The following is an 11,910-nucleotide window of genomic DNA, read 5'->3' on the forward strand; positions in this document are numbered from 1 at the left end:
CGAACTCGGGACAACGCCCTGCCTATCCCACTAGGATCGCCAGCACAACTAGAATCTGTTCTAGTTTCATATCGGCAACACCCGAGAGGACCACCGATGCGTTTCACCTACGCGGAGGCGATGACCGATCCGGCGCACTACGTACCGCTGGCACAGGCCGCGGAGGCGGCCGGATTCCACAGTATGACCATCGCCGACAGCGTCGCCTATCCCGCGGAGTCGGATTCGACCTACCCGTACACCCCGGACGGCAACCGGGAATTCCTCGACGGTAAGCCGTTCATCGAGGCGTTCATCCTCTCCGCGGCGCTGGCCGCGGTGACCACGACGCTGCGGTTCACGCCCTTCGTGGTGAAGCTGCCGATCCGCCCGCCGGTGCTGGTCGCCAAACAGGCCGCCTCCCTCGCCTACCTCAGCGGCAACCGGTTCTCGCTGGGCGTCGGCATCAGCCCGTGGCCCGAGGACTTCCAGATCATGGGCGTGCCGTTCGAGCGACGCGGCAAGCGCATGGACGAATGCATCGAAATCGTCCGCGGCCTCTCCCGTGGCGAGTACTTCGAATACCACGGCGAGTTCTACGACATCCCGAAGATCAAGATCACCCCGGGCGCCACCGAACCGCTGCCGATCCTGGTCGGCGGGCACAGCGATGCCGCGCTGCGACGCGCCGTGCACCTGTGCGACGGCTGGATGCACGCCGGCGGCGATCCCGAGGATCTCGACCGCATGCTCGCCCGGCTGAACGAATTGCGTTCCGAGCGTGACGCATCCACGCCGTTCGAGATCCACGCGGCCTCGCTGGACGCCTACACCACCGACGGCATCAAGCGGCTCGAGGACAAGGGCGTCACCGATGTGATCGTCGGCTTCCGCTACCCGTACGTCGCCGGCGACGACACCGAACCGCTCGCGGACAAGATCGCGCATCTGGAGAAGTACGCGGAGAAGGTCATCGCCAAGGTGTGATCGGCAGCGCGAGCGGTCGATCGGCTCAGCCCCGCTTGGCGAAGCCGAGATCGATCACCGCCTCGCGCTCGGCCGCGAGTTCGGCGACGCTGAGATCGATACGCTCACGCGAGAATTCGCCGATTTCCAGATCCGGCACGATCGAGTACTCACCACCGGCGCACGTCACCGGGAACGAACTGATGAGCCCGTCCGGCACCCCGTAGGAGCCGTCGGAGGGCACCGCCATCGACACCCAGTCACCGGCCGCGGTGCCCAGCACCCAATCGTGGATGTGGTCGATGGCCGCACTCGCCGCACTGGCCGCCGAGGACGCTCCGCGTGCGGCGATGATCGCGGTACCGCGCTGCTGGACGGTGGGGATGAAGGTCTCGCGCACCCAGGCCGGATCGTCGATCACTCGATCGGCCGGCCGCCCGCCGATCAGCGTGTGGCTGATATCCGGATACTGCGTCGCGGAGTGGTTGCCCCACACCGTCATTCGCGTGATCGACGAGCCCGGGGCGCCACTGCGCGCCGCGAGCTGGGCGATGGCCCGGTTGTGGTCGAGGCGGGTCAGCGCGGTGAAGCGCGCCGCCGGCACGTCGGGCGCATTGCTCATGGCGATGAAGGCGTTGGTATTGGCCGGATTTCCGACCACCAGCACCTTCACATCGTCGGCCGCACTGGCGTTGATGGCGGCCCCCTGATCGGTGAAGATCGGGCCGTTGGCCGCCAGCAGATCCGAACGCTCCATCCCGGCGGTGCGCGGGCGGGCGCCGACCAGGACGGCGACCGAGGCGCCGTCGAATCCCACCCACGGATCGTCGCTGATGTCGATCGATTCGAGCAACGGGAAAGCGCCGTCCTCGAGCTCCATCGCCACCCCTTCGACGGCGCCGACGGCCGCCGGGATCTCCAGCAACCGCAGCCGCACCGGTGTCCGCGGCCCGAGCATGGCGCCGGAGGCGATGCGGAACAGCAGCCCGTAGGCAATCTGACCGGCGGCTCCGGTGACGGTGACGGTCACGGGCGTGCGGGCGGCATTGCTCACGACAACTCCTTGTTCACGAGAACTCGACGGTCGGCTTCGATCTTCACCCTAACGACCCTCACCGGCCGAAACCCGTCACCGTGAGCAACCAGACAGCTCGAGCGAATCCCTACCGTCGCGCAACCGTTTTCGGCAATCCGTCCGGCGGGCTCGCCCGCCACCTGCACACACGGAAGGGGCGCCACCCCTCCGGCGGCACCCCTTCTCGTGACAGCTCAGATGCACCAGACGACACTGCCCAAGGGGAAGCAGATCGCGACGGAACCGTCGATGTCGCTCGCCGTCGGAGAGGTACCCGATGGGGTCGCGGCAGACGCTGCGGGGGCTACGACAGCACCGAGGGCCACTGCGATGGCGGCAACCGCGGCTGCTTTGCGGAATTTGATGGTATGCATGGCGAACCCTTCGTTTTCGAACTCTCCGATCGTGAAAAACTTGCGACTCTCAGTGTTCGCTGTGCGACTCGGTATTTCCAGACATGAAAGGCGTCAAACCAGGGGTTGCGGGATACCGGTGTGGTCACAGACCTGGCCAGACGCCCAGATTCACGGTCGACGAAGTAAGCCGAGAGGTTGCCCACCGGGACGAATGCGAAACGTGCTTCCATTCACCTGTTGGCGACCCCGTTACGAAACCGTGACCACATATCGTCCGCACGGCTCCCCCAAGCGACGAACTATGCCCGATTCATCCCGAACAGCGATCAGGAGGTGATGTCGCGACTCAGCGTCGCGATATCGCTGTCGCTCAGCCGCACCGGCTGCACGATGTCGCGCGCCCGCACCAGTTGCACCGCCCGATACAGCGGCCGCTCCTCCAGCCCGGCGTCACGAGCCTCGGCCCGCAACTGCCCGACCAGCAATCCGGACAATGCCAGCGCGGCGGCCAGCTCCGCGGACGAGAGCGCGTCGGCGAGTGTGCGCAACCCCAGGATGTGCAGTTCGCGTCCGCTGCCGGCATCGGTGTACATCGCCAGCGGCACGGTCTGGGTCCGGCCACCGGCGGTGATCCGCAGCGCGATCCGGCTCAGCCGTCCCGGGTACACGAGCACCTCGACACCCGACGCCGCGGCAACGTCGAGCCGTCGCCGGCCCACCAGCGTCCGAGCCTCGAGCACCGTGCCCGACAACCACATTCGCCGCCGCCGGATCGCCAGCGCGTAGATCGCCGTCGGCGCGCCGAGCACCCCGCCGACCACGACACCGGCCGGCCAGCTCACGACCAGCCCCACCACCGCGCCCACGACGACACCCGCGCCGATCGCGCCCAGCGCCAGCCGCCGCAACGTCGGCGCGTACAACTCGGGGGCGATGAGGTCGAGGCCGACCGGTTGCGGCGCCGCGGAATTCGCGTCGTTCACGAGGCCGCGCTCATCCGCGTGCGCCGGGCCGGGCCGGCCGCTGACCGGAAACGGATGCGCGCCACGGGATTCGAGACATCCTCGGACCGTACTACCGTTGCCCGGCCAGCGCCGCCGACACCTGCGCCACGACCTCGGCGAGCGGGATCTGACGCTGGTCGCCGGAGCCGAGGTCCTTCAAGCCCACCTGTTCGTCGGCCAGATCACGGTCGCCGAGGACCAGCGCGAAGGCCGCACCGGACCGGTCGGCCGCCTTCATCGCGCCCTTCACGCCGCGTCCACCGTAGGCCAGATCGACCCGGATCCCGGCCGCGCGCAGTTCGGCCGCGAGCACGACCAGCCGGGCCATCGCGGCCTCCCCCAGCGGCACGCCGAACACGTCGACCCGCGCCGGTTCGCCCGCGGCCTTACCCTCGGCCCGCAGTGCCAGCATGGTGCGGTCGACGCCGAGTCCGAACCCGATCCCGGACAGCGGCTGGCCGCCCAGTTCCGCCATCAGCCCGTCGTAGCGGCCACCGCCGCCGATACCGGACTGCGCGCCGAGGCCGTCGTGGACGAACTCGAAGGTGGTCTTGGTGTAGTAGTCCAGGCCACGCACCATGCGTGGATTGATCACGTACGGCACGCTGAGCGCGTCCAGGTGGCCCAGCACCTGCTCGAAGTGGGCCTTCGCGGAGTCGGAGAGGTGGTCGAGCATCAGCGGCGCGTCGGCGGTCAGGGCGCGGACCTCCTTGCGCTTGTCGTCGAGCACCCGCAGCGGGTTGATCTCGGCGCGCCGGCGGGTGTCCTCGTCCAGCGGCAGCGCGAACAGGAATTCCTGCAGCAGTTCCCGATACTGCGGCCGGCAGGTCTCGTCGCCGAGCGAGGTGATCTCGAGCCGGAAGCCCTCGAGTCCCAGCGACCGGAAGCCCGCGTCGGCGACGGCGATCACCTCGGCGTCCAGCGCCGGATCGTCGACGCCGATCGCCTCCACGCCCACCTGCTGCAACTGCCGGTAGCGACCGGCCTGGGGCCGCTCGTAGCGGAAGAACGGGCCGGAATAGCACAGTTTGACCGGCAGCTGGCCGCGGTCGAGTCCGTGTTCGATCACCGCCCGCATGACGCCCGCGGTGCCTTCCGGCCGCAGGGTCACACTGCGTTCGCCGCGGTCGGCGAAGGTGTACATCTCCTTGGTGACCACATCGGTCGATTCACCCACCCCGCGCGCGAACAGCGCGGTGTCCTCGAAGACCGGCAACTCCACATGCCCGTATCCGGCCAGTCGCGCGGCGCGCACGAGGCCGTCCCGTACGGCGACGAACTCCGCCGAGGCGGGCGGCACATATTCCGGAATCCCTTTCGGGGCGGTGAAGCTGCTGGTCTTGGTCACAATGGTCCAGTTTCCCCCACCCGGACACGGCAAGTCCAACCGGTTCGCCCTCCACCGAGCCGAGCTGGGCAATTGTACGGAACGATCGGGGGAAGTTAGGGGTCGTCTCAGGAAGTGATGGCACACTCTTATGCCGATACGCAACCGACACGGGAGGACCGGGTAGTGCCGACCAACGAACAGCGACGAGCGGCGGCCAAGCGCAAGCTGGAACGCCGACTGGAGCGACAGGCGCAGCGTGCGCGCAAGCGTAAGCAGCTGGCGATCGCCGGATCGGCGCTCGGTGTGGTCGTGGTCGTCGCGGCCGGCGTCGGGATCTACTACCTGACCCGCGGCGACGACACTCCCAACGCCGCGGCGAAGACCCCCGACGCCTCGCTCTCGTCCACCCCGCAGGCCGCTGCGCCGCCGGAGGCCAAGCCGAAGACCGCGACGGTGAGCTGCTCCTACGCCGAGGGGGGTCAGGCCGCCAAACCGGTGCACAAGCCCGAGCAGACCGAGGTCTCGACCACCGGCTCCCCGAAGGTCGCCGTCGACACCAACCGCGGGCCGATCGGCATTTCGCTCAACGCGGGTGAATCCCCCTGCACGGTCAACAGTTTCGTGAGCCTGGTGCAGCAGAAGTTCTACGACGGCACCCCCTGCCACCGCCTGACCACCGGCGAGGGGCTGAAGGTGCTGCAGTGCGGCGATCCCAGCGGTCAGGGCAACGGCGGGCCGGGCTACGCCTTCCCCAACGAATACCCGACCGACCAATTCGCCCCCGGCGACCCCAACGCGCAGCGCGTTCCGGTGCAGTACAAGCGCGGCGTGGTGGCGATGGCCAACAGCGGCCCCGACACCAACGGCAGCCAGTTCTTCCTCGTCTACGGCGATTCCCAGCTCCCGCCGCAGTACACCATCTTCGGCACCGTCGACGAGGCCGGGCTGAAGACGCTCGACGCCATCGCCAAGGACGGCGTCGAGGATCCCTCGACCGGCGACGGCGCGCCGAAGCAGCCGGTCACCGTGAAGACGATGCAACTGAGCTGAGCCCCCGGCGCGGCCCCGGATCCGCCTGCGATGGACCGGATCCGGGGTTAGGCTGCCCTGCTCCGCGCTGGTAATCTCGTAGAACGGACTGCGCTGAAGGTGGGGCGCCGCCACGGCGAATCGACCGTTCGTGTGGCGGAGTCCGATACGAAGCATCAGAATCGTCCACAGAGACAACTGCAGCATCGGGGAGCAGGCAATGGCCGAGGAACTCGACGACATCGGCCGCGAGACAGCGGCTTTGATGAGGCAAATGTTGCAGCTTGCGACCCTGGTCGCACTGCGCACCCGCGAACGTGGTCAGCGCGAAGCCGAAGCGCGCGTGAAGGTCACCCAGGAGCGGGTGAAGGAGACCCGCGAGCGGTTGCTGCGCGAGGCCCGCGAAGCCAAGGCGAAGGATCCGCGCAACCTGGAACTGGCCCGGATGCTCGAGCGCCCCGCTCTGGAACGGGGTATCTCGCTGGAGAAGGGCCTGGAACACTCCCGGGTGGCGCGCGGCGCCCGCGCCGCCGCCGACCGGCAGAAGGCACGTGAACGCGAACTGACCCGCTACGACTCTCCCGAGCGGCGGCAGGCCTTGGCCGCCCATCTGTCCCGCGTCGGCGTGGCGCCGGAATTGGCGGCCGTGCGCATGCTCATGGATGTCAGTCAGGCGCAGCCGCCGCAGGCCGCGGTCCGCACCCGGCCGGAGGAACCGCCACGGGTGACCCGGGCGCGGGAACACGACGAGCGGATGCGCGAACGCGAACGCAACCGCGAACGCAACCGCTGACCAACCCGCTCACGATTGTGCCGCCGACCCCGAACGGGCGGCGGCACAATCGTTTTCGCGTCAACCAGGCAGATCGGCCTCGAGCCGGCGGATCAGGCCTTGTTCGGGTCGGCCTTGCTCGGTTCGCCGAACATGCCCTGCTGCGGCGGGGTGAGCGGGAGCGGACTGAGCATATCCTTGTGACCGTTGCGCACACTGCAGTACTTGAACGGCCCGCGCGGATCGAACAGCCTCCCCATATGCGGGTCGGCGTGGTCCAGGAACCACACGCTCATGCCCGTCTGCGGATCCTGGCGCAGGTATTCCCATGCGCGCCACAGGGCTTCGAGTCGCATCGCCGCCTCGGCGTGCTTCCACCACTCGGGGCACCACACCGTGTCGGTGAGGTCGGTGACCTGACGCCGATAGATGAGGCTGAGGTAGTTCTCCACGAACTCGACCACGTTCGAGTAGATCATGTCCTGGGGCTGGTCGTTCACAGCGGGCGAACCTCCTCGGGCTGTCCGTAGGTCGCGGGCGGCTCACCGGGCATCGACCCGCCGTCGAGGACCGTCCGCTCGCCCACGAGATCACTCATGGTGGTGCGGCGCTGCGGATCATGCTGTTCGATCGACTTGCGCACCTCGGCAGCGTACTCCCCTTCCCACCACGGCACGGTGCGCACGAGCACCGCCGGCGCACCTGAGGAGAACACCACGGCCCGCCCGCGCGGCAGGGTGGCCAATGCGTTCGGATTGAGGGTTCGCGAGGAGCCCAGCGAACGCGAATAACTCTTGCCGCCTTTGGATTCCGAGACAGACGACGAGATGGAGTCGTAGTCGCCGATCGCCTCCGAGCGGGCGGCCAGGAATGCCATATCGTCGATTCCGGGGCCGAGGACCTTGATATTGGCCGCCGCCCACAGCGCCTCCATCCCGGCCTGCCCCCAGCACCGTACGCCCTGCGCCCAGGACTGCAGCACGGTCATCACGACGATGCCGCGAGATCCGAAGTGGCTGTACTGCTTCGGCAGATCCTTCCAGCGCACGATATTGGCCGCCTCGTCCAGCACCGCGAGCAACGGAATGGACAGCCGGCCCAGGTGTTCGTGAGTCGCTTTGCGCATCGCGACGTCGACGACGGCTTCGGTGAGGGCGCTGACCAGCGGGCCCGCCGAACCGCGTCCCTCCAGCGACAGGCAGTACAGCGTCGAATTCCGGTCCAGGAAATCCCATTCGTCGAACTGGTAGCGGTCACCGCCGGGAGTGACCCACTGGTGCACGTTCGACAGTTTCAGGCAGCGCACCATCTTCTTCGCGGTGCCGAAGATGCTGTCGCGGACGCGTTCGGCGGTGTTGTACTGCTGCGCCAGGCCGGAGGCGACCAGGTGGTGGCTCGCGGCGCGCAACAACTGCACCGATTCGGTATTGCTCGGATCGGTCACCCACTCCCACACCTGGGTGATCGGCCGGTTCGCCACGGCCGCGGCGAGGAACAGACCGGCGAGCAGATCTTCGGCCTCCGGGTCGAAGTAGCTGTCGGGAGTGCCGTCGCTGTCCTCGGCATCGGCGAAGTGGCCGGCCAGCCGGGCCGCGCGCATCTCACAGCCCTCGTGCCGGGCGTCGACCCAGCCCAGCGGATCCCAGTACCAGGTGGCGTGCGTCTCACCCGCGACACCCTGCGGGTCGAAGACGAAGGCACGAGACCCCTTACCCTCCCGCACATCTCGGGTCGCATCGACCACATCGCGCTTGTTGGAGGTGACCAGCACCGGGCCGATCGCCGACAGGATCGCCGGAATCACCCGAGAGGTCGTCTTACCCTGGCGCGGACCCCAGATGTCGAGATGCAGATCCTCGTAGGAGCCGAACAGCATCACACCGTCTATCACCCCGACACCGATCGGCACGCCGGGCGAATCCTCGTAGCCGAGCCGCACGCCCAGTTGCCGGGCCTTGTCCCGGACCCCGGCCTCGGTGAGTGCCGCGATCGCGCCGCCGCTGCCCATGTACTGGGCCTTGTCGTCGACGGGCAGCCTCCCGCGGCTGCGGCGCTTCTTCATCTCCCGCCGCACGAACACGATGCCGGCGACGACCAGCACGACGAGCAGCACGATCACCGTCGAGGCGGTCGGCCACTCCAGTTGTCCGCGGGCGATCTTCGCGATGCAGGCGATCGGGTTGATCGGTACGTCCTGGGGCACCGTCGACAGCTTGTTGCCCAGGTGCAGGGCGACCCAGAGGGTGCCGACCACCGCGAAACCGATGTAGATCAGATACAGGGCGAGGTCCGGTCCCGGATCGGCCGGGTCCTTCACCTTCTTCGCCATCTCGCCTCCTGAGGTGACCGAGTATGTGGCCGTGGCTCAACGGAATCCGTCGAGCCGCCAGCCGTCGGGGGTGCGGACGACGGTGGCGATCACCGTCGTGGGGGGTAGCGTCTCGCGGGAACCGTCGGAGTGCACGGCGGTCTGCTCGATACCGATTTTGAACTGCTGGTGGTCCGAATCGCCGTTGCCCGGGGCCTGTTCGCCGGAGGCGAAGGTGAAGGCCTCCACGCGCACGCCCGAACGCCCCCATTCGGCCCAGCGCAGTGTCGGTTTCGGAGTCTCCTGGCCCGGCGGCGCGTCGAGTGTGCGAAGCAGGCTGGGGCCCAGCCACTTCCGCGCCCGGGCCAGCGACGCTCCCTGCGCCTCGGTAGCCGGATACCAGGTGAAGATCTCGCGCAAGGCGGCGACGGCGACACCGTCGGGAGTGCCGGGATCGGGTGCCGGAGCGGCCTCGAGCTGACGCGGCGTCGACGTGGCCGACGCCGGTGGTCCGGCCTGCTCGGACCCTCCCGCGCAGCCGGACAGCAGTGCGACGCTCACCACCAGCATCACCACCAGGTTCGCGTAGACGGCCCGTGCCGTAGGTCGGCGGCCCGGCGCCCGGAACGCCGGGCGCTGTTTCCAGGTTATCGGTCCCGCACCGCGTCGTGTCGTCACAACACCCTCCGTAACCGCGCGTCACCGGGGACGGGCGCCTCGCTCACGCCCGAGGGGTCGGCGGCACGAATCATCCGGCCGTCGCCGGCGTAGATGCCGACCTCGGCCGGGCCGCGCAACCCGAAGCGGGAGAACACCAGATCGCCCGGCTGGGCGTTGCGCATCGGCACCTCGGCCCCCGCCTCCCACTGTTGTTCCGCGGTCTGCGGCAACGTCTTCGCGCCCGAGGAGGCCGCGAACACCGCGGCCGAGGTCAGGCCCGGACCGTCGAGTCCACCGCCGGTCGGCCCCTGCGGACCACCGCCACCCCACACGTACGGGGTGCCCTTCCACTGCTGGGCCGCGGCGAGGATGTCGGCGCCCGCCGAACCGTGGCCGGGCTGGAATCGGCCCATCGATCCGGGCGCCCGGTACTGCGCCTCCATGGCGAGGATATTCGTGACGTAGGGCCGGGTTTCGGAGAAGTGCGCGGCCACCTGATTGGGCATTCCACCCGAGGCGAGGACCGCACCCTCGCCGGCGTTGTAGGCGGCCAGCGACAGCGGCACCACATCGCCGTGCACCTTGCCCTCGCCGATCCACCGCTCGACCTGATGGGCGATCGAACACATGTAACGCCCCTGGGCGATGATCGCGTCGCCGTCGTCCCACAGGCTGGCCTGCCCGTTGCCGTCGGCGTCGAGCAGGTACGGGCGCCCGTCGTCGGGATCGGTGGCCCGGGCCGTGGTGGGCAGGAATTGGGCCAGTCCCTCGGCGCCGGCGGGCGAGGTGAGCCCGCGCTGGAATCCGGATTCCTGACGGCCCTGCGCCGCCAGCACCGAGGCGGTGATCTCCGGGCACAGCGAACCCGCGCGGCGATACCAGATTTCGAGCTCCGGCGGCACCTTGCCGTCGGCGAGTGCACCGCCGGCGCTGCCGAATCCCCGGCTGCACAGCGGGTTCGCCGAATACGGGAACGCGCCACCGCCGCTGGGCGTCAACGCGCCGTCGAGCCACGGCAGCGGATCGATCTGATGCCCGCCCGTCAGGCGCCCGCCGGGCACGATCTCGAAATGCAGGTGCGGACCGGTGGATTCGCCCGCCGATCCGACCGCGCCGACCTCCTGACCGGCTCGCACCCGCTGACCGACCCGCACCTTCACCCCGCTCGCCCACTCGTGGCCGTAGACGGCGGAGAAGGGGCGGCCGTTGACGTCGACGGAGTCGATCACGATCCAGTTGCCGAAACCCGAGGCGGGACCGGCGGCGACGACGACACCGTCCGCCACCGCGAACTCCGGGGTGCCGTCCGGCGCGGCCAGATCCACGCCGAGATGGGTGCCGCCACGGGCGCCGAACGTGTCCGACACCGTGAAGGATCCGCCCGGCAGCGGCCAGGTGCGCCGGATCGGCGCGATTCCCGCGGCCAGCGACGGCGCGCCCGTCACACTCGGATTCGCCTGTGCCGCGGGAATATCCGCCACACCGGGGGTTGCCGTCGTCGAGCCGCGCGGGTCGGTAGTCGCGGTCGGTGTGGTGGAACCCGACTCCGGCGCCCGCGCCGCCCACGGCGCGCCGGAGGTGTCCGGCAGTCCCGAACCGGGCGTGGTCGGCTGATCGGCGCACGGATCCTCCGAGGAGGGCAGCACGATCACCACCACGAGAGTGATCAGAGAGACGACACCGCCGAGCACGAGGGCGGTGAGGGTTCTCGCGTTCACCGCGCACCCGTCATGTCGCGCGGCGAGTTTCGTTCAGGGTTTCCACCAGGGTGCGATTCATCTCCGCCGCGGCCGCCAACTGCTGTTGCAGCAGCGCCACTTTGCGGCGCAGGGCCACGGCGTCCATCCGTTCCAGGCTGGGCCCCTCCGCGGCACGCACCCAGTTGCGCACCGAATTGGTGTGCACGCCGATCTGTTCGGCGACGACCCGGCAGGCCTCCGACTCGCTGCGCAGTTTGTCGGTGAGCGCGACGACCTGTTCCACCGCCGCCTTCCGCACCTGCGGCGACACTCTCCGGTATGACCTGTGCGGCATCACGCGGCACTCCCCTCGTCGCCCCGCCGGGCCGTGGATTCGGTGAATTCGCTGAAACGCTGGTTGGTCTCGTGGATTCCGCTCTCTTTTTCCGACACGGTGAACTCCATGTGGAACGGGATACCGGGGCGGCGATCCTCACCGATCTTGAGCAGGAACTTTCCCGTGCCGGGCGCGGGCGGGCGGGCCTGCCCCGGTTTGAGCGCCTCACCTGTCAGCGCCTGCGGGGCCGACCAGCTGGTGACCATCTCCTCCTCGGCGGAGGTGAACGGGATCGTCGAGTCCAGGCGGTTGATCTCCTCGGGGGGCAGCGCGCCGAAGATCTTGGCGCGCGCGCGTTCCAGAAAGCCCAGCGCCTTGGCGATCGCGGCCTCGGATCCGAGCGATTGCAGGTCCC

Annotated in this window: 11 protein-coding genes and 1 pseudogene; 3 read left to right on the top strand and 9 right to left on the bottom strand. The window is 68.9% G+C overall.

The genetic code is table 11. The features are described from left to right. Positions 1–96: 96 nt before the first annotated feature. On the top strand, positions 97–966 hold the full coding sequence (locus RJ03_RS15290) for a TIGR03619 family F420-dependent LLM class oxidoreductase (protein ID WP_036502786.1): 870 nt from the start codon (positions 97–99) through the stop codon (positions 964–966). 25 nt (positions 967–991) lie between these two features. Here the strand turns inward: RJ03_RS15290 and RJ03_RS15295 are convergent, their stop codons facing one another. The 3 genes from RJ03_RS15295 to hisS all read right to left on the bottom strand — a co-directional run bounded on the left by RJ03_RS15295 (position 992) and on the right by hisS (position 4,728). Beyond that, on the bottom strand, positions 992–1,999 hold the full coding sequence (locus RJ03_RS15295) for a malate dehydrogenase (RefSeq protein ID WP_036502788.1): 1,008 nt from the start codon (positions 1,997–1,999) through the stop codon (positions 992–994). A 703-nt stretch (positions 2,000–2,702) separates the two neighbouring features. Then, on the bottom strand, positions 2,703–3,359 hold the full coding sequence (locus tag RJ03_RS15300) for a hypothetical protein (RefSeq protein ID WP_036502791.1): 657 nt from the start codon (positions 3,357–3,359) through the stop codon (positions 2,703–2,705). Between the two features lie 91 nt (positions 3,360–3,450). Next, a complete protein-coding gene (gene hisS, locus RJ03_RS15305; protein ID WP_036502794.1) occupies positions 3,451–4,728 on the bottom strand; it encodes a histidine--tRNA ligase in 1,278 nt (425 codons plus the stop codon). 165 nt (positions 4,729–4,893) lie between these two features. On the opposite strand from hisS, the gene RJ03_RS15310 reads away from it, so the two are divergent. After that, on the top strand, positions 4,894–5,760 hold the full coding sequence (locus RJ03_RS15310) for a peptidylprolyl isomerase (RefSeq protein ID WP_036502797.1): 867 nt from the start codon (positions 4,894–4,896) through the stop codon (positions 5,758–5,760). A gap of 253 nt (positions 5,761–6,013) precedes the next feature. Next, on the top strand, positions 6,014–6,532 hold the full coding sequence (locus RJ03_RS15315; protein WP_232329343.1) for a hypothetical protein: 519 nt from the start codon (positions 6,014–6,016) through the stop codon (positions 6,530–6,532). Positions 6,533–6,624: 92 nt separating this feature from the next. Here the strand turns inward: RJ03_RS15315 and RJ03_RS15320 are convergent, their stop codons facing one another. The 6 genes and pseudogenes from RJ03_RS15320 to RJ03_RS15345 all read right to left on the bottom strand — a co-directional run. Next, complete coding sequence (locus RJ03_RS15320) at positions 6,625–7,011, bottom strand: DUF4913 domain-containing protein (protein WP_232329342.1); 387 nt, start codon at positions 7,009–7,011, stop codon at positions 6,625–6,627. Beyond that, positions 7,008–8,840, bottom strand: a complete 1,833-nt coding sequence (locus RJ03_RS15325; protein WP_036502800.1) for a type IV secretory system conjugative DNA transfer family protein — start codon at positions 8,838–8,840, stop codon at positions 7,008–7,010. Before RJ03_RS15325 ends, RJ03_RS15320 begins: the two co-directional genes overlap by 4 nt. Before the next feature lie 36 nt (positions 8,841–8,876). Continuing rightward, entirely contained in the window at positions 8,877–9,497 is a 621-nt protein-coding gene (locus tag RJ03_RS15330) for a hypothetical protein (RefSeq protein WP_232329341.1), read from the bottom strand. Beyond that, the gene (locus RJ03_RS15335) at positions 9,494–11,197 is read right to left on the bottom strand and encodes a peptidoglycan DD-metalloendopeptidase family protein (protein ID WP_036502805.1); all 1,704 of its coding nucleotides are present in this window, start codon (positions 11,195–11,197) and stop codon (positions 9,494–9,496) included. Before RJ03_RS15335 ends, RJ03_RS15330 begins: the two co-directional genes overlap by 4 nt. Before the next feature lie 10 nt (positions 11,198–11,207). After that, positions 11,208–11,477, bottom strand: coding sequence for a transposase (locus RJ03_RS15340; RefSeq protein ID WP_227463133.1), 270 nt, complete (start codon positions 11,475–11,477; stop codon positions 11,208–11,210). A 35-nt stretch (positions 11,478–11,512) separates the two neighbouring features. Continuing rightward, positions 11,513–11,910: pseudogene (locus tag RJ03_RS15345) on the bottom strand (hypothetical protein); the annotation flags it as partial.

Origin of the sequence: Nocardia aobensis NBRC 100429 (assembly GCF_000308375.1) — a bacterium.
In the GTDB taxonomy this organism is placed as follows: Bacteria; Actinomycetota; Actinomycetes; order Mycobacteriales; family Mycobacteriaceae; genus Nocardia; species Nocardia aobensis.

Bases quoted from the DNA above. Each gene is read 5' to 3' on its own strand.
- RJ03_RS15290 (WP_036502786.1), top strand. From the start codon at position 97: ATGCGTTTCACCTACGCGGAGGCGATGACCGATCCGGCGCACTACGTA.
- RJ03_RS15315 (WP_232329343.1), top strand. From the start codon at position 6,014: ATGTTGCAGCTTGCGACCCTGGTCGCACTGCGCACCCGCGAACGTGGT.
- RJ03_RS15325 (WP_036502800.1), bottom strand. From the start codon at position 8,840: ATGGCGAAGAAGGTGAAGGACCCGGCCGATCCGGGACCGGACCTCGCC.